The sequence below is a fragment of the Sporosarcina sp. PTS2304 genome, from assembly GCF_003351785.1.
Taxonomy (GTDB): Bacteria; Bacillota; Bacilli; order Bacillales_A; family Planococcaceae; genus Sporosarcina.
Genome location: NZ_CP031230.1, coordinates 1,100,415 through 1,126,169, shown reverse-complemented (window position 1 = coordinate 1,126,169; position 25,755 = coordinate 1,100,415). Strand labels below are relative to the sequence as shown.

Annotated in this window: 23 protein-coding genes; 11 read left to right on the top strand and 12 right to left on the bottom strand. The window is 41.6% G+C overall.

Annotation, left to right across the window (positions count from 1 at the left end):
- Positions 1-29 precede the first annotated feature (29 nt).
- Positions 30-227 (top strand): DUF6501 family protein, encoded by a 198-nt coding sequence (locus DV702_RS05250; protein WP_114923809.1) that lies wholly within the window; start codon positions 30-32, stop codon positions 225-227.
- Positions 228-402: 175 nt separating this feature from the next.
- Here DV702_RS05250 and DV702_RS05245 read toward each other — a convergent pair whose 3' ends face one another.
- Both DV702_RS05245 and DV702_RS05240 read right to left on the bottom strand, forming a co-directional pair.
- The gene (locus tag DV702_RS05245; protein WP_114923808.1) at positions 403-1,608 is read right to left on the bottom strand and encodes a toxic anion resistance protein; all 1,206 of its coding nucleotides are present in this window, start codon (positions 1,606-1,608) and stop codon (positions 403-405) included.
- Positions 1,586-2,257 carry a 5-bromo-4-chloroindolyl phosphate hydrolysis family protein gene (locus DV702_RS05240; protein WP_114923807.1) on the bottom strand — a complete coding sequence of 224 codons (672 nt, stop codon included), beginning with the start codon at positions 2,255-2,257 and terminating at the stop codon, positions 1,586-1,588. The genes DV702_RS05245 and DV702_RS05240 overlap by 23 nt, the downstream gene beginning before the upstream one ends.
- A gap of 233 nt (positions 2,258-2,490) precedes the next feature.
- Here DV702_RS05240 and DV702_RS05235 point away from each other — a divergent pair, with 233 nt between their 5' ends.
- Together DV702_RS05235 and DV702_RS05230 are read left to right on the top strand one after the other, a co-directional pair.
- Positions 2,491-2,784: a DUF1033 family protein gene (locus DV702_RS05235; protein ID WP_114923806.1), complete on the top strand. Its 294-nt coding sequence runs from the start codon at positions 2,491-2,493 to the stop codon at positions 2,782-2,784.
- Positions 2,785-2,994: 210 nt separating this feature from the next.
- Complete coding sequence (locus tag DV702_RS05230; RefSeq protein WP_114923805.1) at positions 2,995-3,195, top strand: cold-shock protein; 201 nt, start codon at positions 2,995-2,997, stop codon at positions 3,193-3,195.
- A gap of 50 nt (positions 3,196-3,245) precedes the next feature.
- On the opposite strand, the gene DV702_RS05225 is transcribed toward DV702_RS05230, so the two are convergent.
- Both DV702_RS05225 and DV702_RS05220 read right to left on the bottom strand, forming a co-directional pair.
- Positions 3,246-3,950 (bottom strand): hypothetical protein, encoded by a 705-nt coding sequence (locus DV702_RS05225; protein WP_114923804.1) that lies wholly within the window; start codon positions 3,948-3,950, stop codon positions 3,246-3,248.
- A 239-nt stretch (positions 3,951-4,189) separates the two neighbouring features.
- Positions 4,190-5,788: an ABC-F family ATP-binding cassette domain-containing protein gene (locus DV702_RS05220; protein ID WP_114923803.1), complete on the bottom strand. Its 1,599-nt coding sequence runs from the start codon at positions 5,786-5,788 to the stop codon at positions 4,190-4,192.
- A 150-nt stretch (positions 5,789-5,938) separates the two neighbouring features.
- Here DV702_RS05220 and DV702_RS05215 point away from each other — a divergent pair, with 150 nt between their 5' ends.
- From DV702_RS05215 to DV702_RS05205, 3 genes are read left to right on the top strand one after another with little or no spacing between them, the layout of a single operon-like run.
- Complete coding sequence (locus tag DV702_RS05215; RefSeq protein WP_114923802.1) at positions 5,939-7,138, top strand: MFS transporter; 1,200 nt, start codon at positions 5,939-5,941, stop codon at positions 7,136-7,138.
- 52 nt (positions 7,139-7,190) lie between these two features.
- The gene (locus tag DV702_RS05210; RefSeq protein WP_114923801.1) at positions 7,191-8,147 is read left to right on the top strand and encodes an LCP family protein; all 957 of its coding nucleotides are present in this window, start codon (positions 7,191-7,193) and stop codon (positions 8,145-8,147) included.
- Positions 8,148-8,174: 27 nt separating this feature from the next.
- On the top strand, positions 8,175-9,410 hold the full coding sequence (locus tag DV702_RS05205; RefSeq protein ID WP_371682726.1) for an AI-2E family transporter: 1,236 nt from the start codon (positions 8,175-8,177) through the stop codon (positions 9,408-9,410).
- Positions 9,411-9,479: 69 nt separating this feature from the next.
- On the opposite strand, the gene DV702_RS05200 is transcribed toward DV702_RS05205, so the two are convergent.
- Positions 9,480-10,433 (bottom strand): substrate-binding domain-containing protein, encoded by a 954-nt coding sequence (locus tag DV702_RS05200; RefSeq protein WP_114923800.1) that lies wholly within the window; start codon positions 10,431-10,433, stop codon positions 9,480-9,482.
- A 1,479-nt stretch (positions 10,434-11,912) separates the two neighbouring features.
- Here DV702_RS05200 and modA point away from each other — a divergent pair.
- The 5 genes from modA (at position 11,913) to DV702_RS05170 (ending at position 15,718) form a co-directional block, all read left to right on the top strand.
- Complete coding sequence (gene modA, locus DV702_RS05190; RefSeq protein WP_114923798.1) at positions 11,913-12,734, top strand: molybdate ABC transporter substrate-binding protein; 822 nt, start codon at positions 11,913-11,915, stop codon at positions 12,732-12,734.
- Between the two features lie 27 nt (positions 12,735-12,761).
- Positions 12,762-13,436 carry a molybdate ABC transporter permease subunit gene (modB, locus tag DV702_RS05185; RefSeq protein ID WP_371682749.1) on the top strand — a complete coding sequence of 225 codons (675 nt, stop codon included), beginning with the start codon at positions 12,762-12,764 and terminating at the stop codon, positions 13,434-13,436.
- A gap of 19 nt (positions 13,437-13,455) precedes the next feature.
- On the top strand, positions 13,456-14,118 hold the full coding sequence (locus tag DV702_RS05180) for an ABC transporter ATP-binding protein (protein WP_114923796.1): 663 nt from the start codon (positions 13,456-13,458) through the stop codon (positions 14,116-14,118).
- Between the two features lie 151 nt (positions 14,119-14,269).
- Positions 14,270-15,298: a type 2 isopentenyl-diphosphate Delta-isomerase gene (gene fni / locus DV702_RS05175; protein WP_114923795.1), complete on the top strand. Its 1,029-nt coding sequence runs from the start codon at positions 14,270-14,272 to the stop codon at positions 15,296-15,298.
- A 45-nt stretch (positions 15,299-15,343) separates the two neighbouring features.
- Positions 15,344-15,718 (top strand): rRNA methyltransferase, encoded by a 375-nt coding sequence (locus DV702_RS05170; protein ID WP_114923794.1) that lies wholly within the window; start codon positions 15,344-15,346, stop codon positions 15,716-15,718.
- Between the two features lie 190 nt (positions 15,719-15,908).
- Here the strand turns inward: DV702_RS05170 and DV702_RS05165 are convergent, their stop codons facing one another.
- The 7 genes from DV702_RS05165 to DV702_RS05135 form a co-directional block, all read right to left on the bottom strand.
- A complete protein-coding gene (locus DV702_RS05165; RefSeq protein WP_114923793.1) occupies positions 15,909-17,909 on the bottom strand; it encodes a helix-turn-helix domain-containing protein in 2,001 nt (666 codons plus the stop codon).
- A gap of 165 nt (positions 17,910-18,074) precedes the next feature.
- On the bottom strand, positions 18,075-19,061 hold the full coding sequence (locus tag DV702_RS05160) for an electron transfer flavoprotein subunit alpha/FixB family protein (RefSeq protein WP_114923792.1): 987 nt from the start codon (positions 19,059-19,061) through the stop codon (positions 18,075-18,077).
- Positions 19,062-19,091: 30 nt separating this feature from the next.
- Positions 19,092-19,865 (bottom strand): electron transfer flavoprotein subunit beta/FixA family protein, encoded by a 774-nt coding sequence (locus tag DV702_RS05155; protein ID WP_114923791.1) that lies wholly within the window; start codon positions 19,863-19,865, stop codon positions 19,092-19,094.
- 34 nt (positions 19,866-19,899) lie between these two features.
- Entirely contained in the window at positions 19,900-21,339 is a 1,440-nt protein-coding gene (locus tag DV702_RS05150) for an MFS transporter (RefSeq protein ID WP_114923790.1), read from the bottom strand.
- A 198-nt stretch (positions 21,340-21,537) separates the two neighbouring features.
- On the bottom strand, positions 21,538-23,022 hold the full coding sequence (locus DV702_RS05145) for an aldehyde dehydrogenase family protein (RefSeq protein ID WP_114923789.1): 1,485 nt from the start codon (positions 23,020-23,022) through the stop codon (positions 21,538-21,540).
- Positions 23,023-23,114: 92 nt separating this feature from the next.
- The gene (locus tag DV702_RS05140; RefSeq protein WP_114923788.1) at positions 23,115-24,596 is read right to left on the bottom strand and encodes an aldehyde dehydrogenase family protein; all 1,482 of its coding nucleotides are present in this window, start codon (positions 24,594-24,596) and stop codon (positions 23,115-23,117) included.
- 18 nt (positions 24,597-24,614) lie between these two features.
- Positions 24,615-25,745, bottom strand: a complete 1,131-nt coding sequence (locus tag DV702_RS05135) for an acyl-CoA dehydrogenase family protein (RefSeq protein ID WP_114923787.1) — start codon at positions 25,743-25,745, stop codon at positions 24,615-24,617.
- Positions 25,746-25,755: the final 10 nt, after the last annotated feature.

Below are 25,755 nucleotides of genomic sequence, written 5' to 3'. Positions count from 1 at the left end.
TCCTATATTATGTGAAAGGGGAGAGAGTGATGTCATTTTTACAATGGGTGGATGAACCGACGCTAAAGACAGTAACTTGTGTGCATGCAGATGCAGCGAAGTATGTTGTTAGTAATATGTTGACGCCAGGGAAGTCTTATGAAGTGAAAAACGAGACGGAAGAGTTTATTTTCGTCGTAGATAATTCCGGTAAAGTCGGCGGGTATTATAAGTCGTACTTTGAGTAAGTGCTAATATAGGTAGTGTGAGGAAGAAGAGCGCTATACTGTTTCGCTGCGCTCCAGGCAGACACGTTCGAGAGACTCTGGAAGCGTTAGCGAGGGAAGCGGCGACCTCTTCAGCGATCCCAGCTAGTAATCCAAGATGCTTTCTATGAATTGTAAAAACAAAAACCGTCCTTCGTTATGAAGGGCGGTTTTGTGTTTCTTCGTAGACGGAAAGTAGGCGAGTTTTGAGGTCTTCTTCCATACGTGCGATTTCTGTTTCGGCTGCTTTTCGTTTGGCGCGACCATCTGCTTGGATGACAAGTGTTTCTTCGATCGTTTGGATTAAATTTTCCTGTGTTTTCTTCAACGTATCAATTTCGACAATGCCTTTTTCATTTTCTTTCGCTGTTTCGATACTATTGACTTTCAGCATTTCTGAATTGCGCAGTAGTAAATCATTCGTTGTTTTCGTTACGAGCTTTTGTGATTCCACGGCTTTTTGCTGGCGATTCAATGTTAACGCAATGGCAATTTGATTTTTCCATAGGGGAATGGCTGTCATAATAGATGCCTGAATTTTTTCCGCTAACGTTTGATTTGTCTGTTGAATCATCCGAATTTGTGGTGCCGTTTGAATCGTGATTTGACGGGACAGTTGAAGGTCATATAGACGTTTTTCTAAACGATCGACGAATTGTGCCATGTCATTTACTTCTTGTACCATCATTTGGTCGTCAGCTTGCTTTGCTTTTTTATGAAGTTCCGGAATAATCGTTTGGTTGATTTCATCTACTTTTAGTTCCGCAGCTGCAATATAAACATTCAGTGCTTGGAAGTACGTTTTGTTTTGTTCGTATAATTGATCGAGCATACGTACATCTTCCATCAATCCGCGCTTGGAATGTTCAAGTTGTACACCGATTTTATCAATTTGTGTCCCTAGTTTTTGATATTTTGTTAACATTTCCGCAACAGGACGTGTCGCTTTCGTAAAAAGCCGGCTGAGTCCAGATTTCTTCTTATCCGAAAGATCATCCGGATCAATTTCAGACAGTTTATTCATTAATTCATTGAGCACGTCGCCTACAGGTCCGATATCTTTGCTTTGTACATGATCGAGCATTTTGTTGGAGAAGCGGGAGAGCTCATTTTGTGCATTGGCACCGTACGTAATCACAGCCTCATAATTACCGACTGGAATTTGAGAAGCAAGTTGTTTCGCTTTTTCTTGCTCTTCTTGCGAAAGACGGTCCATTAGTTTGGCCGGTTTTTTACTTTCTGCCATTGTGTTTTCCATTTCTTGAGGCAGGAGACTAGCATCCATATCAAACGGATTGTTGAGTAAGTCGTCCATCGTCGTTTCTGGCATATCTATCGTTTCATCGAATTGTTTTTCTGTCATTTAAATGTTCCCCTTTCGATTCAAGCAGCGGTTTATCTTTATTGATCGTCACATCAACAAAATCAATTTCCATACGCAATTGCTCTAAGTCTGTTGCCACCGCATTGCGTAAATCCCGTTCCATTTCTGTATTCAAATCAGCAAGTGTTTCGCGAGTGTGCTGCAATGCGATTTTGATTTCTGTATCTTTTAGTGGCTGATTCACTAACAATCCATATTTAGATGTAATTTCTACTGCCGAATCTAAGTGTGCGTAAAAAAATGATTCGACTTGATAAAACTTACGTGGATTCATTTGTACAATTTTAATAATCTTTCTAGCTTTAGCCGCCATATCATATACTTGTCTAAACGCTTGAATAGAGCGAACTTGTCCATACATATTCGTTAATTGCTTTACTTTTTTCTTCGATTCAATGACTTGTTGTTCAATATGTTTGTATTCAGAACGTCCCAACCCGTACTGTTTCAAAGTCGAGCGTAGTTGAATTTCTTTAATCGTCATATTGCCTCCAGCATACAGTCCAACTCCGATGGCAAAACCAAGCAACGGATTGAGGCTAGTACTACTTGTTAAGAAAATCCAAGTGAACAAACTAGTCGGGGCCATGATTGCATGTCGGGCGAAAAATTTTTTAATAGGGTTCATATTCTTTCAGGCCACCTTTCATTCTTTCTCTATAGTACTTACGGTTAGCGAGGCAAAAGGTTTCAATTTGACAAGTTTTTTCACGCTATGTTAGCCTCTGCTTCTTAATTATAGCCGAATTTAGATAAAAACTCATACATTATGGCGCGTAAATCTTTTTACTTTGCTATGAATCATTATTTTGCTAAGATTAATGACATTATGCATAGAATGAAGTAAAGGGGTGCATACTAATGTATGAAGTCGTTTATATGAAGGCTGATTTTGAACCTTGGTGGATGTTTGAAGAGTGGCGTGAGTATTCAGTGACTTCCAAAACATTTACTGACTCGCAATCGATGCAAGAACATCTTCAGCAACTCATCGAGGAGATGCTTCCGCAATTTGACTATTATGAACATCGCAAAGGTTGTTTTCACGCATTTTGGTCTGATTCAGAGAAGCATTACTGTGAGGGTTGCGAAGGGGATTCACAAATTTATCATGGAATTATCGTATTATTCAACGATCGACCGAATCTCTCGTAAAATCCTCAATTAGGTGATGTATGCTTTTTATTGACAATTTATATGAACATGTTATACTGTTACTAAGTAAATTAATTGAACGATCGTGTGCTATTGGATTCACCTATTACAAAAGTGATCGGCAACGTCGGTACTTTTTGTAATGCGTGAATTTTTTTATGCGAAAGTTCATGTATTAACAAGTACTTATATATTTTTGGAGGTTATCGAATGAAACAAGGTACAGTAAAGTGGTTTAACTCAGAAAAGGGCTTCGGTTTTATCGAAGTTGACGGAGAAGAAGATATTTTCGTACACTTCTCAGCAATCCAAGGCGACGGATTCAAATCTCTTGACGAAGGTCAGCAGGTTGAATTTGAAGTTGTCGAAGGAAACCGTGGTTTACAAGCAGCTAACGTTGTTAAACTTTAATCCACTAATTAAAAGGCGCCCCTATGGGACGCCTTTTTGCGTGCAGGAAATTATGGTTGTGTAACTGTTTCAAGTAAAGATAGAACAACAAAATCGGGTTCGTTTTCTTGTTCCATAATCGATTCACGTTTCACTTCACCGATACCTTTTACGAAATAGATCCGGTTCACAAAATCTTCAGATGTCTGTTCAATTACAAATGCATCTTCAAATTGCTGATAGGGTGTAGTCACTGCAACGTCAGTCTCTACGATTTTCCAATCATCGAATGTCGTGCCGACCGCAATCGGACCTTTTAAATAAATTCGTTGCGGTTCCATAGCATCCAGTTCAGCGGGAGTCGGAATGGCAGCTTCTATTTCCATAGGTTCTTCTTGAAGTACTTGTATTTCATCGCCTTCTACTTTAAATACTTTTTGAATAAAAGAGCCGCCGTTATTTTCGTGGATCACTACATAGTCTTCCGCAGGGCGGGCTACTGTTATATCCAGTTCAGCGAATTCATTGCCTTCCCCTTTATAATGCGCACTGGAGCCGTCAGGAAGAAAATAATCAAGCAACGAGACGTCAGTGAGCTCTGCATCGTCTTGCTGTGACTGATCGTCGTCTGAATCTGTTGTATCTTCAGTCGTGCCATCATTTGTCGATTGACCGTCAGAGCCGCTATTACCGTCTAGTGATGTGGCCGGTTTACTTGAACATCCCGCGAGAATGAGCAAAAGCGCTGCTATGAGAAAAAGTATCTTACGTTTCATGTGAAAAACCTCCTTTATTTTTTGTTATTCCCTTCCTATCACGAACTATTCATCCAAATTATAAGAAACTGACTTTATGAAAAGGAGATTGTGTATATGCAATCGATGGATGTTTACGAACTATGCTATACAAAACAATAGACTGCTGTCCATTGAAAATAATTCCTAATAAAGCCAGGCTGAGAAAAACGATTGGTTTTTCTCAGCCTGGCTTATTTGTAGTACATAGTTCTGTAGTATTACGCTTTTTGACCTTTCCATTCCAAGTATTCGTCATATGTCATCATTTTATCAAAGATAGTTCCGTCATCATTGATTTCGATAATGCGGTTGGCGATAGTCTGGATGAACTGATGGTCATGAGATGTGAAGACCATTGCCCCTTTAAATGCGATCAAACCGTTATTCAATGCTTGAATGGACTCCAAGTCTAAGTGGTTTGTCGGTTCATCTAGAAGGATGACGTTCGCACTCGTTAACATCATTTTAGAAAGCATGCAACGAACTTTTTCTCCACCTGATAACACGCTAGGCTTTTTCTTCACTTCTTCACCCGAGAATAGCATACGTCCGAGGAAGCCGCGTAAAAATGTCTCTGTCTCATCTTCTGGAGAGTATTGACGCAGCCACTCCACTAATGTTTGCTCTGATCCTTCGAAATACTCGGAGTTATCGATGGGGAAGTACGCACGTGATGTCGTGACGCCCCATTTGATCTCACCGGAATCTGGTTCTGTTACTTCTGCAAGCATATCAAGCAATGCAGATTTTGCTAATGGATTACCGAGCAAGACGACTTTATCTTCTTTACCGAGAGTAAATGTCGCATTTTTAATGTGTGTTTTACCATCTACTGTTTTTGTCACGTCTTTGATCGTCAATACATCATTCCCGATTTCACGGCCCATTGTAAAGTTCACGAATGGATAACGGCGAGAAGATGGTTTGATATCATCCAACTCGATTTTGTCGAGTGTTTTTTTACGAGAAGTCGCTTGTTTTGACTTGGATGCGTTGGCACTGAAACGCGCGATAAAGGCTTGTAGTTCTTTCACCTTTTCTTCTTTTTTCTTATTTTGCTCTTGAGACAATTTCAAAGCAAGCTGGCTGGATTCATACCAGAAATCATAGTTTCCGGCATAAATTTGAATTTTTCCGAAGTCGAGATCCGCGATATGCGTACAAACTTTGTTTAGGAAGTGACGGTCATGGGATACGACGACGACCGTGTTTTCAAAGTTGATCAAGAATTCTTCCAACCATTGGATCGCTTTTAAGTCCAAGTGGTTAGTAGGCTCATCCAGTAATAATACGTCCGGCTTACCGAATAATGCTTGCGCAAGTAATACTTTTACTTTGTCAGAACCTTCTAATTCGGACATTTTCACATGGTGCAGGCTTTCCGGAACGCCTAGACCTTGAAGGAGTACGGAAGCTTCTGATTCTGACTCCCACCCGTTCATTTCTGCGAATTCGCCTTCGAGTTCAGCTGCACGCATGCCGTCCTCATCAGAGAAATCTTCCTTCATATAGATTGCGTCTTTTTCCTTCATGACTTCATATAGACGTTTATGGCCCATAATGACAGTTTCCATTACTTCAAATTCTTCATACTCGAAGTGGTTCTGTTTTAAAACAGCGAGACGTTCATCTTTTCCTAAGATAACATGTCCTGTTTGAGGCTCTAGTTCACCTGAAACGATTTTAACGAATGTTGATTTTCCCGCACCATTTGCACCGATTAATCCATAGCAGTTGCCTGGATTGAATTGTATATTGACGTCTTCAAATAGTTTACGGTCGCCGAAGCGAAGACTTAAATTACTAACTGCTAACATATACTAAATCCTCCTAAATTCACAATGCTCCTATTATACATGAAATATTTGTGAAATGAAACGTTTGGACTGGTACTGTTTTCAATTTACGTTTACGATAAGGGATGAGAAGTAGATGGAGCCTTCAACTTACATAAAGGAGTCTTTACATTGCGATCGAAAACAACGTCTAGTTTATTATTATTTGCGATTTTTATTGTGGCGCTTAATTTGCGTCCGGCCATTACATCGATCGGTCCACTCCTTGACATCATCCGAGAAGATTTGATGTTGTCGAATACACAAGTGAGCTTACTGACAGTCATTCCAGTCATTTGTATGGGGGTGTTTGCTATGCTTGCACCTGTATTGAACCGAGCGATCGGACTGAATTACACGATGTATGCTATGTTGCTTATTTTAGCAGGTGCAATCGGTATTCGTTTCCTATTTGTATCATTTAGCGTGTTATGGATGACGTCATTAGCTGCCGGAATTTCCATTGCTGTGATCGGGCCGTTATTATCCGCTTTAATCAAACAGTACTTTCCCTCACACGTCGCTATGGTCGTCGGAATTTACTCGTTTGGTATGGGGATGGGCGCGACGTTAAGTACCGGATTGACTGCTGTATTCTATGAAGCGTCCGACTCATCGTATGCGTTTGCACTTGCGGTGTGGGCCGTACTTGCGATTATCGGCATACTAGCTTGGCGTCTATCTGCCACACATCCAATGGAAGTGAAGCAACGGCAAAGTACAGTGCATTCAGGCGTCAATCCATGGCGTAATCGAACGGCTTGGAGTTTTCTCGTATTTTTCGGACTGCAAACCGCATTATTTTTTGCCGTGCTGACATGGCTCGTACCTATCGCAGTAACCAATGGAATGACATTACTACAAGCGGGGACGCTACTCAGTATGATGACCGTCGTACAAATCGTCATGAACATCGGATTTCCATTAGTATTGCAACGATTGAACTCTAGAACACCTGCATTAGTTTTCATTCTCGTTCTTGGTATTCTATCGATCGCTCTCATGTGGACGGCACAACCGGTATTATTTTCTGCTGGCGTCCTATTACTCGGTATTCCGTTAGGCGGTTTGTTCCCAATTTGTTTATTGATGCCGATGGATGCGACTGAAAGTGCGGAAGAAACGAATACTTGGACGGCGATGATGCAGACCGGCGGCTTTATCATCGGGGGTATTTTACCTTTATTCATTGCGATGTTGTACGATTATACAGCGAACCATCACGTCACATTATTCGTATTTCTTCTATTATTTGTGGCTATGCTAGTGCTAGCGTTGCGAATCGGGAATTCGACTGCAGCAGACAAAACAGTAGACGCAACCTCTCACTGATAGAAACGTCTGTACTACAGGACTACAGAGATACTGGAGGAATGAAAGCATAATGGACGAACAACTAGAGGAAAAAATACCTCATCGTAAAAAGAAGAGACGCAAACTTCGGCTCGGTAGGGTTTTCATCCTGTTTCTATTGCTTTTCTTCATGACGATATCAGCGTATAGCTACGTACAATTTAAACAAGGGAAAGCTATAACGGCAGGAAGTGTAATTGAGCCTGGAGAATTTCAAGGGGATTTGCTGGATCCGAAAAACCCTGCGATAGAAAATTACTTATTGCTAGGGATCGATAATGACGGATCGGGTAAATACCGTACAGATACGATGATGGTGCTTTCTTGGGATCAAGCACAAGGAACGGCTCATCTAATTTCATTTATGAGAGATATTTACGCACAAATTCCGGGATATCAATCGTACAAGTTGAATACGGCTTATTATTTAGGTGGAGTACAAACTGCAAAAGAAACTATTTCGGGCATGTTTAATATTCCCATTCATCATTATGCAGTAGTGGATTTCGATAACTTTGAGTCCATTATGGATATTGCTTTTCCACGAGGGCTGGAGATGGATGTGAAAAAGGAAATGTCTGAAAAAATCGGTGTGACGCTGACGCCGGGTGTGCAGCGTTTGAATGGCAAAGAATTGCTAGGCTATGCGAGATTCCGTGCAGATGACGAAGGAGATTTTGGACGGGTCAATCGTCAACAGGAAGTGATTCAAGCCGTAAAGGACGAGCTATTCAGTTTACCGACTATTATGCAGGCGCCTAAAGTGGCCGGCGCACTTGACAGTTTCGTTCAGACTGATTTAACGTCTAAAGATGAACTTGCGAAGGTCGTCGCAATTTTAGCGAAACGGAAATTAGATTTGCAAACGTTGCGGATTCCTGTAGAGGATAGTTATTCATTTACGTCTTATCGACACGCAGGTTCTGTTATCGAAATAGATGTAGAAAAAAATAGAGAAGCGATCCGTTCGTTTTTAGCAACGCAGTAAAGGGTCGTATGAAGGGGGGACGAGGTTTTGAGACAGCCACCTAAGAAAAATTCATTACGCGATTTTTGGTCTGCTCGATCCACATCACCGATTGTCGGATTTCTTGGTGGTCAAGCCACATTATTCGTGTTGCTTTGTTTGTTGTTTATCGGATTGATCATCTTAATCTATACACAAGTTTCCTTTATTTTTTATCCGATTCGCGTATTTTTCTCGACAGTCGTGCTACCCGTTGTATTGGCGACGATTTTGTATTATTTAATGCGGCCTATTCTTCGCTATTTGGAAGTGCGGCTACGTATTCCGCGCGTCTATGGGATTTTGATACTTTTCCTGGCTACTGCGGGATTACTTACTTTGCTCGTATTTTTAGTGTTACCGTTTTTACGGGAACAATCGATCAATCTTTTTGATGAGTTTCCTTCGTATTTTAAGCAATTGATTTTAGATATGGATCACTTTTTTAGAAACTCCATTTTCGCGCCTATTTATGAAGGATTTAACTTTAACGTCAACACCTTTTTAGATTCAGGATTTGAAAGTATTGGGAAATTCTTTACGGAGACATTAGGCGGTATTGCGTCAGGCGTCACTTCATTCGTCTCCGCATTGACGGGTATTATTTTGAGCTTGTTTACCGTTCCGTTAATTTTGTTTTATTTATTGAAGGACGGAGAAAAGCTTCCCCAAATGATTTTGCGTATTTTACCGCCACGGTTGCGTGATGATGCGGCGATCATTTTCCATGATGCGGATAAACAAATTAGTGCGTATATTCAAGGTCAGATTTTAGTAGCAATCGCAATCGGTATTATGGTATCGATTGGATTCCTTATTATTAAAATGAAGTATGCGCTACTGCTCGGGGTTTTAGCAATGTTCACGAGTATCGTGCCGTATTTAGGACCTGTCATTGCGATTACTCCTGCAGTGATCATTGCGATCGTCACATCTCCATTCATGCTTGTGAAATTGGCTGTCGTCTGGACGATTGTACAAGTAGTGGAAGGAAAATTCATCTCGCCGCAAATTATGGGCAAGTCGCTGCATATTCATCCAATTACAATCATTTTCGTCCTCCTCACAGCGGGGTCGTTGTTCGGCGTAGCCGGTGTGATTCTCGGAATACCAGCGTATGCGTTATTAAAAGTCGTCGCAAGTCATGTATTCCATTTATTCATGTTGCGATATAACCGCTTTGAAACCGCTGAAGAGATGTATTATGAAGTAGTGGAAAGTGAAAGTGATAGCGAAGTTGAATGAATGTCTATCAAATAAAAAAGTGCTTGAAAGGAATTCCTTTCGAGCACTTTTTTACATTATACAGGACGTTTACGGTGTCTCGTAGCGTATGTCTCCAGCATTCGTCAGATCGTAACCGCCGATTGCGTTAATCTTCGCTTGGAAATCAGGATCATTTATTGTTTTCACAATGAAGTCTCTTATCTGTTCGTTTTCCTTTGTTTTTAATAATACTAAATCATATTGCTCATCAATCAATGGGATAAAATCAACATCAATCAAGCGAGCGGTTTTTTCAATTCCTACTCCGACGTCAGCCTGTTTGGAAGCGATTCTTGCAGCGACAGCCATATGATTTTGCTCTTCATCCTCGTAGCCCATAATAGTAGACGGAGCAATAGAAGCAAGTCGTAATTGTTCATCCAACAGTACACGGGCTCCTGAACCTTTTTCGCGATTAATCAATCGAAGACCCGGTTGCGCTAGGTCAGCCCAATCGTGTATTTGTTGTGGATTACCTTTTTGAACATAAATACCTGCTTTTCTAACGAGCAAGTGAATGACTATATACGAGTGACCGGTCAGCAGGCGCTGAATATAAGGTAAGTTATACGTGCCTGTTTCTCCATCGAACAAATGAGTGCTAACGATATCCGCTTCGCCATGATACATTTTGATCAAACTGTTGAGACTGCCAGTAAATGATCGTAATGGTCGATAGGCACCCGCTTCGTCAATGTAACTCGCTAAAATATCCAAACTGATATCTTGTCCGCTTATGATGACAGAATCTGATTGAGGGCGTGTTTGCGGCTTTTCTGCGCTCGACTCTACGATACGGCGGGTATCCGATAGATTTCCACCACTTTTTAATTGTTCTTTATAGGAAGTCAAATCGACCGCGTCTACACGCATTTGACGACCTACACGATATGCACGGATTTCACCTTTTTTAATAAGATCATAAATTGTTAACTTTGATACTTTCAATAACTGGGCGATTTCTTCCGTAGTGTAGGAAATGTTCTGTTCTGAATTACTCATTTTCTCATCCCCCTATGTTCTGTAACCCTATCTTCCGTTATTTCATTGTAAAAAGCAAAATTGTAATCTTGGATGGGGCAAGGCTGACTTGAAGAGTCATGCGGCTTGCGCTTCCAGACGATACGCTTTCCGGAGGGGCGCGGTGGACCTCGCAAAAGTGCGCTGCGAGTTACACCTGTCACCCTTATCCTCTCGGAGTCGATCGTCCTCCAGCTTCAGCCGTACTTTGTGTGTGCAAGACAGGTTGATCACTCTTTGTATGTGGTGAAAGACTACGTGGGCTTGTCTGCTACTTCATGTTCGTTTATTAGATGGGGCAAGGTTGACTTGAAGTGTCTTGCGGCTTGCGCTTCCAGACGATACGCTTTCCGGAGGGGGCGCGGTGGACCTCGCAAAAGTGCACAGCGAGTTACACCTGTCGCCCTGATCCTCTCGGAGTCGATCGTCTTCCAGCGCAAGCCGTACTTTGTGTGTGCAAGACAGGTTGATCACTCTTTGTATGTGGCGAAAGACCAACATCAGCTACTATGACTATTTCGATGGACTGAGTGGAAAAAGCAATGACTCTATATGTATTCAATCAGGCAATCCAAAGCTTCACCCACACTGTTCAGGAAGTAGAGCTTACCATACTCTATTTCTGGACGAACACAAACTGACTTCCCGACAAAAACTCAAGGATTCTCCCGGAAGAACCGGCGACTCCTGGAGGATCAGGGTGACAGGTGTAATCGCCAACGCATTTCTGGCGAGTCCGCCGCGTCCCCTCAGGAAAGCGTCCGGTTTCTCTCGGGAGAATCCTAGCACGTACACTATTTTTCTTCACTGCACAGGAGAAGTAATTTTCCATACTCTATTTCTGGACGAACACAGACTGACTTCCCGACACAACCTCAAGGATTCTCCCGGAAGAACCGGCGACTCCTGGAGGATCAGGACGACAGGCGTAATCGCCAAAGAACTTATGGCGAGTCCGCCGCGTCCCCTCAGGAAAGCGTCCGGTTTCTCTCGGGAGAATCCTAGCACGTACACTATTTTTCTTCACTGCACAGGAGAAGTAATTTTCCATACTCTATTTCTGGACGAACACAGACTGACTTCCCGACACAACCTCAAGGATTCTCCCGGAAGAACCGGCGACTCCTGGAGGATCAGGACGACAGGCGTAATCGCCAAAGAACTTATGGCGAGTCCGCCGCGTCCCCTCAGGAAAGCGTCCGGTTTCTCTCGGGAGAATCCTAGCACGTACACTATTTTTCTTCACTGCACAGGAGAAGTCACTCACTCCGCTTCAACTTCTGGACGAATACTATCTACTTGTCAAAAGCATCTCATTACCCAGATGACAATTTCTTTAGATCATCAACAGACTTAGCAAAATTGACAAGCTTAAGGAAGAATATTATGATGTTTCTATATATAACTAGTTATGTTTAGATATATCTAGTTATATATAATAGATAAAGGGGGTCATTTATAGTGAAACGTTTTTTACTATCGGTGTTGTTTGTCATTCTTTCTATTCTACTAGTAGGATGCTCGAATACCGACGAGCCGGAAAACTCACAGGGAACTGATCAGCAAACACCAGAAGCGGACAAACAACCTGCTGAAGAGGTCGAGTTGCTAATATCCGCTGCAGCTAGTTTGACTGATGCACTGGAAGATCTAAAAGGGACATTTGAAGAACAGCACGAAGGAGTTACACTTACATATAACTTCGGCAGTTCTGGTAAACTAGCAACAAATATCGAGAATGGTGCACCGTCTGATGTGTTTTTGTCAGCCAGTTCGAAAGATATGAACGACATGGAAGAAAAAGAACTGATCGTCAATGAATCCCGAAAAGATTTCACATCTAACGTATTAGTATTGATCGCACATAAAGATTCCAACATGGAAGTTTCTTCATTCGAAGAGATTGATCCAGCGACAGTTGATCATTTCGCGGTGGGCGAGCCTGAATCTGTACCTGTAGGACGCTACACGAAAGAAACTTTGGAAAACTTGGAACTTTGGGAACCACTGCAAGATAAATTAGTTCTTGGTTCTGATGTGCGCCAAGTATTGACATACGTAGAGATGGGCAATGCAGATTTAGGGGTAGTCTATTCAAGTGATGCTTTTATTTCAGATGATGTAAAAGTATTAGCTGAATCGAATCCTGAATGGCATGCGCCGATTGTTTATCCTGGAGCAGTCGTTAAAGATTCTAAGCATAAAGAAGCTGCACAGCAATTTTTGGATTATTTGACGAGTGATACAGGAACGGAAGCTTTGCAGAAATTCGGATTTAAGTAAAAGAGTGGAGGAGAGGGCTTGCTGGAAATGGATTATTCACCTTTGCTATTATCACTAAAAGTGGCTGCCATCTCCACTTTCTTTGTGTTTGTAGTAGGGGTGCTAATTGCTTATTACTTAGCGAAGCGAGAGTTCTTTGGAAAAAGTATTTTAGAAGCGCTATTTTTACTTCCGCTCGTTTTGCCGCCGACTGTAGTAGGTTTTGGTTTGCTTGTCCTATTCGGTAAAAAAGGGTGGATTGGCAGTTGGTTACTTGAATGGTTTGACTTCCAAATTGTTTTCACATGGATTGGTGCGGTGATTGCGTCGATTGTTGTTTCATTCCCACTCATGTACCAAAGTGCTTCAGCTGCTTTTGAAAGTTTAGACGAACGCCTTTCCAATGCTGCACGAACGATGGGTGCGTCGGAATGGCGCGTGTTTTTCACAATAGTCTTCCCGTTGGCATGGCCTGGGTTATTGGCTGGCCTTGTATTGTCTTTTGCGAGGGGCCTTGGGGAGTTTGGTGCGACGTTAATGCTTGCCGGTTATATTCCGGGAAAGACCGACACGATCCCGATGGCTATTTACTTTGCGGTGGAGTCGGGACAGATGGAAAAAGCTACGTTTTGGGTCATCATCATTATTACGTTCGGATTTAGTTTGATCTTATGGGTAAACTGGTGGAGCAAACGTAATATTCGTCGTTTTACACGGACATGACAGACTAGGAGGAAATGATATGCTACATGTAGATATTCATAAACAACTCGCACATTATACATTACATATTCAATTTGAAATGGGAGCGGAGATTCTCGTATTAGTCGGTCCTTCGGGGTCAGGAAAAACGACAATTTTAAATAGTATTGCGGGTTTAGTCCACCCAGACAGTGGATTGATCGTGTCAAAAGATCATTCGTTTTATTGTGACGAGCAAAAACCGATGCCAGCGAGAGATCGCCAAATCGGCTATTTATTTCAAGACTATGCACTGTTCCCGCATATGACGGTGGAGAAGAATATTTTATACGGCGTGAAGAAAAAACAAGAGAGTCAATTGATGATTAGTGAGTTGCTACAAGTACTTGGCATTGAACACCTATTGCAAAAATATCCTCACCAAATATCAGGTGGAGAAAAACAACGTGTCGGTTTAGCGAGAGCACTTGCTGCCAGACCTTCTGTATTGTTATTAGATGAGCCGTTATCTGCTTTGGACAAAGAGACACGCAAACAGTGCCAAGATGAATTATTGCGTTTACATGAAATGTGGAAAATCCCATTCATCATTGTGACGCATGATTTAGAAGAAGCTGAACGTTTAGGAGATCGAATCATCTATTTAGATCATGGAAAAATCGTAGACGAACGGTGGAAACGTCAGCTGATTTCTACATATTAAGAGGAACTAACGATATGCAAAGCTCAGATTTCTCAATCGGGCTTTTTTATTTTTTGTGAAATGACTGTGAAACGGCTATACTTTACTTTAGTGACTAACTATAAAGTAGCAACGGAAAATAAAATTCGTACATTGAATGGGAGCTGAAAAAGTGGGGAAACAGCTGAATGATCGAAAGGCACAGCACATACAAATCGTCTTGGATGAGCATGTGACAGGTCATACGATTACAACTGGCTTAGAAAATTATCATTTTATACATAATGCGTTACCTGAATTGGCGTTTGACTCGATACGATTGCAACAAGATTTCTACTCTACTCGCTGCAAGACGCCATTTTTAGTTAGTTCGATGACAGGTGGAGCTGATTTTGCAGAAACGATCAATCGAAATTTGGCAATTGCGGCTGAACAGAAAGGGTGGGCTCTTGCACTTGGATCGACACGAGCATTAATCGAAAGTGAAGATTTCCGTCCATCATTCGCTCTACGACGCTACGCCCCAAGTGTTCCTATCATCGCAAATCTCGGTGCAGTACAGTTGAATTATGGCTTTTCTGCTGTGGAATGCGACAAGATCATTGAATATACCGATGCTGATGCACTTGTTTTGCATGTAAATATTTTACAAGAAGTCATTCAACCAGAAGGAAATACAGATTTCAGTGAGTTGCTTTCAAAAATTGAGAAACTATGTAAAGCTTTACCGATTCCAGTAGGTATTAAAGAAGTAGGTTGGGGAATTGATGCAGCAACTGCTCAAAAATTAACTGATGTCGGCATTTCATTTATAGATGTTGCTGGGGCAGGGGGGACTTCTTGGAGTCAAGTGGAGAAATTCCGTACAACTGCCGTCAAAAGACAAGCGGCAAATGCATTTAGCGAATGGGGAATTCCGACTTCTGATTCAATTATTGCGGTAAGATCCAAAGTCAAGGAACAATTAGTCATCGCAAGTGGTGGGTTGGAAACTGGAGTGGATGCTGCAAAATGTATTGCTTTAGGTGCAGATTTTGTCGGATTTGGTCGTGCGATTTTGGAAGATGCTACTATTTCAGCGGAACGAGTTTTACAATCAATGGAAGTAAAAGAACTTGAACTACAGATGGCGATGTTTGCAGTCGGTGCACAATCAATCCAAGATTTACAACAAACAAAAAGATTACAAAAAAACTCGTGAATGGTGAATGTCACGAGTTTACTGACGTAATGAGGAGGAATATACATGTGGAAATTAGTAAATGGAAAAATGATACAAACGACAGATAATACGCGAGTGAAATTTCGTACGAATATTAGCGAAGAGATATTACAACAACTGGAACAATTAGCGGATGAGTACGATACGTATAGTAATTATTTATTAGAAAATGGATTACGAAACGTATTAGCAAATGGAATCATTCGTTATGATAAAGAATTACGGCCGACAGATCGGATTCAATATAAAACGACGTATGATAAAGAACTGCTGGAATCTGTTAAAGAGCTAGCAAAAGAACATAAACTATTTATAAATGATGTGATTGAGTATAGTGTAGATTATATAGAGTTCACAGATATTAAGACGAAAGATTATAAAAACCGCTTGGAAAGCTAGCGCGAGAGGTCAATAGGGAGAATAGAAAATGTATAGATCGTAGAACGCCCCGAACATAATATAAATTATAGGAAGTTCTATATCAATACAAAGTATACTTGAGATAATGAGACGAAAGCGATTTTTTCTTAGGATAATCGCACGTCTCATTATATACACTGTATATAGTTTCTTCAACATTTTATTATGTTTATGATTTGTCGATCCATTCGCGCATTCGTTTGTAAATAGATTGTGACGGCTTCGCTCCACCACGTTCTATATTACTTATATACGATGTGGAGATTTTCAACTCACGTGACACCTCTTGCAGCGTTTTACCTACTTGCAGACGCTTTTCTTTAAATTCATTCCCGATCACCTGATCCGTCTCATCTTTACTAGGCGTCATAGATAATTCTGGCGTACTTTTCGTGTTATTTTTCCGTTCAATTGGTTGGTAATATTTAATTATATCGTCCGGTGGTGCAATAATAATCGTTGCCTCTTGCCAAATTCGTAGCCATCCTTTCCTTGCCATGCAGCTTTCATCCCATTGGTCATATTGCCAAAATGTGATGACGCCTTCCTCTTCTAGTAGATCTAAAGCTTTTTCCAGTCGATCGCGAATTCTTGAAGGTGCTTGGGAATCCAGTTGGACACCTAATTTCTCTAGTAATGTACTGATTTTATGAGGCTGTAAATAACTTGCTTTGCGTGCTTGTGTACGCCAGCGCCAGCTTAAATAGCGGGTCAACTTTTTCTCCCATTTGCGCTGATACGGGTTGAATTCTATCGCTTGGTTAGGCTGTAATTTCACTTGTCTGCTTGATCCTTTTAAAAAATACTCGAACGCTTCGCCGATTGTTAGCAAAAAGACATCTTGTGAAATTTCACCTTCAAATGTATGCGGTGAACCGTCCAATGTGTTAAATAAAAACACTCGACTTTGTATGGATTTTTTCGTCGGTTTACCTTGTTCATACACGATGATATGTTGCATGTCTATCCATAAGTTTTCAATAACAGAAAGCGCTTTCAAAACTTGTGTTCGCTGTTGCTTTTCAAAGCCTCCCCGTCGGCCTGATCCGCCCAGCTTCGTTTTTAAGCCACGACTGTGCAATAAATCGTCCAAACGAATCTCTACACGGTCTGTCGCTTCAGCAGAACGTGTTAAATAGTGATGACACAATGTATCGAGCACATCTACGTCTAATTCTGTTAATTCTTCTGCAAGCTTGTCCATTGCCGTTTTCATATAGGCGTCATTCTTTTTACTCGTTGGAACTAATTGTATAGATCCCAACAGCATATTATTTTCTATACGAGCTTGCGGCCACCCTCCTGACGGGTCGATCACGAACTTGCGGTTGGAAATTGCTTCCGTAATGAATTGATAAATCGGATTGCTCATGATGGTAAAGTTATGATCTTTCACTATCAACTCAAAATCCCGATGTTCGCCCACTGGATTGCTGACTCCTAATAAAGCCGTGATTTGTTTCATCGAATCTTTCTCAATTTCGAATTGCACGAGTATTTCTGAAATCCATTTTTTCATATACGTATTGACGACATCAGTGAATCTGTCGATGAAATTGTCATGATTAGAGGCAAAGTTATCACTGATTTTTTGGAAGAATAGCTCATTTAGTTCTTCTTTCTCTAGTGTAAGAAGTCGTTCGTAGCTGTATGTCTCTACCAATTCTTCGATTCCGTGATTTACTAAGTAGTTTTTAAATAATGCACTAAACCCTTCCCATGAGTTTTCATCAGTGAGACGCGTATGGGAATGAAGCATGACTTCATATTTTTGAAAAAGCTTGTTCAGTATTTCCCATTTGAGTGTAGGTTTATTTTCGAGTAACGGCACGAGGTGGTTTTCATTTGTACTATAGAACTTGGCTGTCATAAATTCAGTAATCTTCACTAACATTTCATCTCTCGCGTTAATACGTAATTTATGATACAGATCGAAGTTCTCTTCATATTTCTGCTGGCGAATAATAAATGTTTCCGATTTACTCCGAGGAAAAATATAATTACGTTCAATCTTTTTCTTTAACTTATCGGATGGAAAGTTCACTAAGTAGTTGTAGTCAAAGTGATTGGGCTGACGTTCATACAAAATAATGACTTGAAAATCGTCAATTTTACTCTTTAAGACATCATATGTCGTTGCTTCATTCAAACGTAGAGTAGATTGTATCAAAAACTATACCCCCCATAACAATTATGCTTCGTTTAGCGTATCATATTTTTCTGAAATTTTCTATTCGCTTTTCGGCACGTTGGGAATATTAGGTAGATAAGACTAAAGACAAAAAACAGTCTAGAGCGTTCATTAGTAATGAAACGCCTAGACTGTTTAAATTTTTTATGAGACGAGCGCGCCGACCAATTTAAGTTCGTCGATAAATAGCGGAAGAACTTCGAATAGATCTCCGACAATTCCGTAGTCTGCCACATTAAAGATGCTTGCTTCCTCATCGCTATTAATCGCAACGATTACTTTAGAGTTGGACATACCGGCCATATGCTGGATCGCCCCTGAAATTCCTACTGCGATATATAGATCCGGTGTGACCACTTTCCCTGTTTGACCGATTTGCAGTGAATAGTCACAGTAGTCTGCGTCACACGCTCCACGTGATGCCCCTACAGCGCCTCCAAGCAAGTCTGCTAATTCATATAGCTTTTGGAAGCCTTCTGCGCTTTTTACGCCGCGTCCGCCCGCTATTACGACTTTTGCTTCTGACAGATCGACGCCTTCTGTTTTCTTGCGGATCACTTCTTTCACAATCGTACGTAAATCTTTAACATCTACGTCTTTCGCTGAAATTTCTCCCGAACGGCTCGCATCTTTTTCAAGTGCTGCAATATTATTTGGACGGATCGTCGCAAAAAGAAGACCGTTATCTTTTATTATTTTCTTTTCGAACGCCTTACCGGAATAGATCGGTCGCGTGAAGACAACATCACTACCTTCTTTGTCAATCGCTACAGCGTCTGATAGCAGCCCGAGTTCCAATCGGCTAGCAATCTTAGGAGTTACGTCTTTACCGATCGCTGTATGGCCCATAATGACGCCAGAAGGATTTTCCTCATCCATGACCTCCATAATGACTTGGCCATATCCTTCAGAAGTGTAGTGAGTTAGATTTTCATGGGAAACGGTAATGACGCGATCCGCACCGTAGTGAACCATTTCCTGAGCCTGTGACCGTAAATCACCATCACCTAGCAATAAAGCGACTACTTCAGCGTCTGCATGTACTTGCTTTGCAGCCGCAATTGTTTCAAAACTGACTTTACGAAGAACCCCTTGCTGTAATTCTCCGATGACTAGTATTTTTTCACTCATAGTAAAACTCCTTTCTTTATCCACGCAATGTTAGATCACTTTTGCTTCATTTGATAAGACGTTTACTAATTCTTTTACTTGCTCATTTAATTCACCTTGTAAAATTCGGCCCGCTTGCTTTTTAGGGGGTAAGAAAATGGAAATTGTCGCTGTTTTAGGCGCGACATCGTCTTCGTCTAGATCCAGGTCATCTAGCTCCAATTGCTCCAGCGGTTTTTTCTTTGCTTTCATAATTCCTGGAAGTGACGTATATCTTGGCTCATTCAAGCCTTGCTGGCACGTCACGAGTACCGGAAGCGATACTTCGATTTTTTCTACGTCGCCTTCTACGTCTTTTTCAATATTCGCTACACCGTTTTCAATTTCCAGGTTCACGATCGTCGTAACAAACGGCATGTGCAGACGTTCTGCTAAGCGTGGTCCCACTTGACCGCTCGCTTCATCGATTGCTACATTGCCCGCTAAGATCAAGTCGACGTCTTTGTCTTCGAAAAATGTTTCCAAAATCTTCGCTGTCGTATATTGATCACCATCTTCGAGATCATCATCTGTATCGATCAGTACTGCATCATCTGCACCCATCGCTAGCGCTGTACGTAATTGTTTCTCAGAATCCTCGTCACCAATCGTTACGACAGTGACCTTGCCTCCGTGTTGGTCGCGCTGCAAAATCGCTTCTTCGATCGCATACTCGTCGTATGGATTAATGATGTACTCTGCTCCACTTTTGTCAATTTGATTGTTTGCTACTGTGATGGCTTCTTCTGTATCAAATGTTTTTTTCAATAATACGTAAATGTTCATGAAAAATCTCCTCTCTGTACGTTAGGTAACTATCTTACTTAATTTCTTCTGTTTTTAATGGTTTCGGTACGATTGTAGTATCTACTAAGTCTTCTGTTTTGTGAATTCCAGGAATCGCCCGAGGAATGAGTGGCAAAAATAGTAGAGAAACGACAACTAGTCCAATAATGACCATCGCTGTATTAGAAATCGCTCCTACATTATTACCGCTAGCACTGAAAATGGAGTACGCAACTAATGCGAGTGAAGCACCCATTCTTTGTGCGATATTTTCAATTACTGTATTTGTGAACGTTACGACGTTCATTCGTTCATTTGAAGCTTTAGAGACGATGAGTCCTTTAACTGCCGGTGTCATAAACCCGACTCCTGTACCGACCAAGCCCATCGAGATGAACAAGTAAAGGAATGATGCTTCTATATTGACGAACGTTAACATAATGATTCCTGAAGTGAATATGAGAATTCCTATACCAATGATTAAACGCGCTGAGAAATTTTTAATAATTCTTCCACTGAAGTACGCTGCAACAGACGTCCCGATGAATATCGCCATTTGCAGGAATCCGACTGTCGTAGCTGCTTTGCCTTGCACTCCTTGGACGAAGAATGTCAATAAATACATAACACCTGAGTATCCTAAGAAGATAAATACTGCAATTGTCGTTGGAACCCAAAAGTTACGATTGGCGACATACTCTAAATCAAGTAAAGGAGCTTTTTGTTTTTTCTCAACAAAAATCAATATCGTTAATGCTGCGATGAATACGATTAATGATGGAATCCACATGCCTGACTCGATACCGAAGCTATTAATGAATGTAGGAATCGTCAATAGACCAAGTAGTAATACGATAACGAAGATCAAACCGAGCACATCTAGTTTTTGACGTGAAGCCACTTTTACGTGAGGCACAAATACGAATAACGCAAGAGCTACACCGCCAAGTACTGCCGTAAACAAGAAGCTCGCTTGCCAGTTGATCACATCCACTAACATTCCACTAATAACGGGTCCGAATACAGCTCCGATTGTAATGATTCCCATAAATGCACCGATTGCTTTTCCGCGCTGTGTACCTTCCATGAACTTCCCAGCGTACGCGATGCCTGAAGGTGCAATGGCGGCGCCGGATATCCCTTTAAAGAATAACCCTAGAACGAGTACCCAGAAAGAAAATGAAAAGGCTACAAGTAAAGAACCGACGACCATAAACACGCCACCGATTAAAATAACAAACTTTAATCCAAATGAATCACCAATCCAACCGAGCAACGGCTGAAATCCTGTTAATCCAATCGCTAATCCAAGTTGCATCCACACTGCATATCCAGGCGTTAAGTTAAATTCTGTCAGCATATGTGGATAGGCAGGAAGATGTGTAGCTAAACTCAACATGATAAAGAATGCACCAAAACTAATCAGGTAAAATCCTCGGTTAATTGACTTATCATTCAATGTAGCTGCGTTCATATAGTGGCCTCCTCATTTCAAATAGGTTATTTCAAGCTGGCTTCTTTATGTATGTTACATCTAGCTGTCGTGAAAATAGTGATATAATGATAACGCTTACAAATACATGTGTAGAAGTCGCTTCCCTATTTGATAGGAAGCATCGTTTAAAAGTATAGAGTGGGAGCCAACTATGTGCTGGCCCCAGCCTATAGCTACTTATCGAATATTAATGACACACGCTTTTTCTTGTGTATATTCTAGAATCGTATCCGATCCATAGCCACTTTCCTTCATCCCGCTAAATGGTAAATCTGGTCCAACTCTAGCGTACGTGTTCACCCAAACATTTCCTGCTTTTAACTTATCGATCATACGGTGCGCTCTGCGTAAATCTTCTGTCCAGACACCTGCTGCTAAACCGAAGCTTGTATCGTTCGCTAGCTGAACTGCTTCTTCTTCCGTATCGAAAGGAATCGCTACCGCCACAGGACCAAAAATTTCTTCACGGCAAAGCTTTTGATCATTATCCGCCACTTTCACTAACGTCGGTGCTACCCAGTAGCCTTTCGCATAGTCTGATTGGTTCGGTACGACGTTCTCTCCGCCATACATTCCACCGAAGACCACTTCATATTCGTCTTTCGTTGCTTCATCAATATATGAACAAACTTTTTTATATTGAGCTTCATTCGCAATCGGCCCCATCGTATTGCTCTTATCCAATGTATCGCCGTGTTTCACATAATCAGGGTCTGTCATGATCTCCTTCATATGGGCAATGACTTTATCGTAAATCGTGCGCTGGATCAGCATACGTGACCCCGATACACAAAGCTGTCCAGAATTACGTGTAAAGATTCCACTGATCAAGCCATGTGCTGCTTGTTCAATATCCGCATCTTCAAAAACGATATTCGGTGATTTCCCACCAAGTTCAAACACTAAAGACTTCGGTGAATGAGCTGTCGCTTTCGTAATCATTTCAGCTGTACCGATCGAACCTGTTAAGCTCACTTTATTCACTTCTTTATGACCGACTAAATAATCACCGATCACTCGACCTGATCCAGAGATGACGTTCAGTACGCCAGGAGGTAAGATTTGTGAAATTAACTCACCGTAACGTAATGAACCAACTGCTGCACTTTCAGACGGTTTAATCACTACCGTATTTCCTGCTGCTAGCGCGTATGCCGCTTTAATCGTAAACGTGAACAGTGGAGCATTCCAAGGCAAAATTCCGACCACGACACCGTATGGCTTGCGTAGCGTAAACCCGAAATCACCTGTACCCATTTGTACCGTACGACCTTCACCGCCAACTAACGAAGCTGCACCAGAAGCGTCATACCAAATTTGTTTTAATACTTCTGCTAAATAGCCATACTCATCTAATACCCAGCCGTTATTGCGCGTTTCCAGCTCCAGTAATTCCGTTGCATGCTCAGAAATCATATCGCCGATTTTCCGTAAATAATCTCCGCGTGTACGAGCAGGTAAACTAGCCCAGTCTTCGAATGCTGCGCGAGCCGCTTGGATTACGGCCTCTGTGTCTTCGATTTTACTAGATGGAATCGTTGCCCACACTTGTCCTGTCGCTGGATCAATACTGTTGGATGTGGCTCCGTCTTGTGAAGGGACTACTTCTCCGTTGATAATATTGCCGTATGCTTTCACTTTGGATTCCGTCACTTGTGTCATTATAATTCCCCCTTATGAATAACAATCTAGGTCGTAGAATCTGTATAAGTTATTTTCAACAAAACAAGCTTATACAAATGTTCTTTATCTGTTTATTTAATAGTCATTACACAAGCTTTTTCATACGTATAGTCTAGAATTGAGTCTGTCCCATAACCACTCTCTTTGACACCGGTAAACGGTAAGTCTGCCGCCACTCTAAAGTACGTATTGACCCAAACGTTTCCTGCATTTAACTTGTCGATTAGACGATGTGCCCGAGCGAGGTCTTGTGTCCAGACACCCGCTGCTAGACCAAAAGTGGAGTCATTCGCGAGTTCAATAGCTTCTTCTTCTGTATCAAACGGAATAGCTACACCTACTGGACCAAAAATTTCTTCGCGGCACAGTTTCTGTGTCTGGTCTTTGGCTTTAACGAGTGTAGGCTCCACCCAAAAACCATTCGCAAACTTCGGTTCATTCGGTAACAGCACATCGCCACCATAGCGACCACCAAATACTACTTCATATTCATCATTTGCTGTCTCGTCAATATATGAGCAAACCTTTTTATATTGGACAATGTTAGCGATAGGCCCCATTGAATTATTTATGTCCAATGTGTCGCCCATTCGCACTGCATCTTTTTTTGTCATCATTTCTTTCACGCGCTCAATGACTTCATCAAACACCGACCGCTGAATAAGTATACGCGATGCAGAACTACAAATTTGTCCTGCATTACGTGTAAAGATTCCATTCATAACCCCTTGCGCAGCTTGTTCAATGTCCGCATCCTCAAAGACGATATTTGGTGATTTTCCACCGAGTTCAAATAGTAAAGATTTTGGTGAATGTGCCGTCGCCTTTGTAATTAACTCTGCTGTAGCAATAGAGCCTGTTAAACTCACCTTATCCACTTCTTTATGAGCTACTAAATCGTCACCGATGTCTTTTCCGTAGCCAGAAATGACATTCAGTACACCCTTTGGCAAGATGTCCGAAATTAACTCACCGTAACGTAAGCAAGCGACTGCCGCATGTTCTGACGGCTTGAGAATGATCGTATTACCTGCTGCCAGTGCATAAGCTGCCTTAATCGTAAATGTAAACAGAGGTGCGTTCCAAGGTAGGATTCCGACAACTACACCGTACGGCTTACGTAATGTAAAGCCGAAGTCATCTGTACCCATCTGTACCGTGCGACCTTGTCCACCTACTAAGGCCGCTCCACCAGCTGCGTCATACCAAAGCTGCTTCAATACTTCCGCTAAATAAGCATGCTCGTCAAGTACCCAACCGTTATTTTTTGTTTCAAGCTCTAATAACTCTGTTGCGTGCTGTGATAGCATATCTCCAATTTTACGTAAATAATCACCGCGTGTGCGTGCTGGTAAATCAGCCCAGTCTTCAAACGCTCCACGTGCTGCTTGTGTAACGAGCTCGACTTCATTCTTTTGACTCAATGGAATCGTTGCCCATACTTCACCGGTCGCCGGATTGACACTTTCCATACTCTCTCCAGTGTGCATGATTTTTCCATCTATCACATTACCGTACGCTTTTACTTTGGATAACTCTGTTACGTTTGTCATTTATTTTCCTCCTTCTGATTACCAGCCGAGTGAAGAAACCACTTTTTCTTGATAAAAAGGTGTGGAACCTAAATATTGATCATAGTAACGTGCACGTTTGACAAATAAATGACAGTCAATTTCTTCTGTAAATCCGATGCCACCGTGTAGTTGGATATTGTGGGAAGCCGCTTCAATGAATTTCTCCGTAGCATATGTGCGCGCACTGTAGACAGCCGCTTCACGATCGATTTCTTCCGTGTCCACTACCCAGTTTGCATAATAGCTTAACGAACGAGCAATTTCCAAGTGAACTTTCATATCTACGATGCTATGTTTCACCGCTTGGAAGCGACCGATCGGTTGACCGAATTGTTCACGGATTTTCGCATATTCCGCTGCCATATGAACGACATGCTCCATCGCACCGACCATATACGAACTAAGGGCGGCATTGAAATAGAGCAAGCCTTCTTGAAGAGACGCCCAGCCTGCATCAACTTCTCCAATCAGTTGATCTTCTGTAATGACTACATTTGCAAAGTCGATTTTCGATACGTGCTTCGCTTCGTCGAATGACATCTGTCGCTCAATAGCTAGCTCCTCTACTTTATCGATCAACACGAGAGATAGACCATCTTCCTGATCTTCACTCGTACGTACGAGCAGTAAAAAGGCTGTAGCTAATTCCGCTTCAGGCACGAGAATTTTCGTACCATTCAATACATACTGTCCATCGTTCTTTTCTAATGTGCATTGAATACCTTGTGGTGAAAAATCATTGTGAGGCTCCAGTGCGGCGAAAGAAATTTGCATCTCTCCTGCTGCAATCGCAGGCAAATAGCGTTTCTTTTGCTCTTCTGTACCATATTTTTTAAGAATCGGAACGACTAACGCATTCGTCTCCATAAAAAGTCCGGGAACTAACGAACGGCCAAGCTCCTCAAACGTTGGCACAAGGTCTAGTGCTTCGAGATCCAAACCGTCGTATTCTTCGGGAATATTAATACCAGAGCAACCGAGTTCAGCTAATGTGCCATATACTTTATTCAATGTTTCGGGTTGATCTTTAATCATGTCCCGGGCAATTTGAGTGCCGCCAAATTTATCAAGCATTTTACGAATATGTCCACGAAACATCTCTTGCTCTTCTGTTAATGAAAAGTCCATAATTCATCCC

Excerpts from the sequence above, each read along its gene's own strand:
- DV702_RS05180 (WP_114923796.1), top strand. The coding sequence starts at position 13,456 with ATGCTACATGTAGATATTCATAAACAACTCGCACATTATACATTACAT.
- DV702_RS05235 (WP_114923806.1), top strand. The coding sequence starts at position 2,491 with ATGTATGAAGTCGTTTATATGAAGGCTGATTTTGAACCTTGGTGGATG.
- DV702_RS05250 (WP_114923809.1), top strand. The coding sequence starts at position 30 with ATGTCATTTTTACAATGGGTGGATGAACCGACGCTAAAGACAGTAACT.
- DV702_RS05225 (WP_114923804.1), bottom strand. The coding sequence starts at position 3,950 with ATGAAACGTAAGATACTTTTTCTCATAGCAGCGCTTTTGCTCATTCTC.
- DV702_RS05160 (WP_114923792.1), bottom strand. The coding sequence starts at position 19,061 with ATGAGTGAAAAAATACTAGTCATCGGAGAATTACAGCAAGGGGTTCTT.
- DV702_RS05220 (WP_114923803.1), bottom strand. The coding sequence starts at position 5,788 with ATGTTAGCAGTTAGTAATTTAAGTCTTCGCTTCGGCGACCGTAAACTA.
- DV702_RS05155 (WP_114923791.1), bottom strand. The coding sequence starts at position 19,865 with ATGAACATTTACGTATTATTGAAAAAAACATTTGATACAGAAGAAGCC.
- DV702_RS05210 (WP_114923801.1), top strand. The coding sequence starts at position 7,191 with ATGGACGAACAACTAGAGGAAAAAATACCTCATCGTAAAAAGAAGAGA.
- DV702_RS05150 (WP_114923790.1), bottom strand. The coding sequence starts at position 21,339 with ATGAACGCAGCTACATTGAATGATAAGTCAATTAACCGAGGATTTTAC.
- DV702_RS05240 (WP_114923807.1), bottom strand. The coding sequence starts at position 2,257 with ATGAACCCTATTAAAAAATTTTTCGCCCGACATGCAATCATGGCCCCG.
- DV702_RS05245 (WP_114923808.1), bottom strand. The coding sequence starts at position 1,608 with ATGACAGAAAAACAATTCGATGAAACGATAGATATGCCAGAAACGACG.
- DV702_RS05170 (WP_114923794.1), top strand. The coding sequence starts at position 15,344 with ATGTGGAAATTAGTAAATGGAAAAATGATACAAACGACAGATAATACG.
- DV702_RS05200 (WP_114923800.1), bottom strand. The coding sequence starts at position 10,433 with ATGAGTAATTCAGAACAGAACATTTCCTACACTACGGAAGAAATCGCC.
- DV702_RS05230 (WP_114923805.1), top strand. The coding sequence starts at position 2,995 with ATGAAACAAGGTACAGTAAAGTGGTTTAACTCAGAAAAGGGCTTCGGT.
- DV702_RS05140 (WP_114923788.1), bottom strand. The coding sequence starts at position 24,596 with ATGACAAACGTAACAGAGTTATCCAAAGTAAAAGCGTACGGTAATGTG.
- modB (WP_371682749.1), top strand. The coding sequence starts at position 12,762 with ATGGATTATTCACCTTTGCTATTATCACTAAAAGTGGCTGCCATCTCC.
- DV702_RS05135 (WP_114923787.1), bottom strand. The coding sequence starts at position 25,745 with ATGGACTTTTCATTAACAGAAGAGCAAGAGATGTTTCGTGGACATATT.
- DV702_RS05145 (WP_114923789.1), bottom strand. The coding sequence starts at position 23,022 with ATGACACAAGTGACGGAATCCAAAGTGAAAGCATACGGCAATATTATC.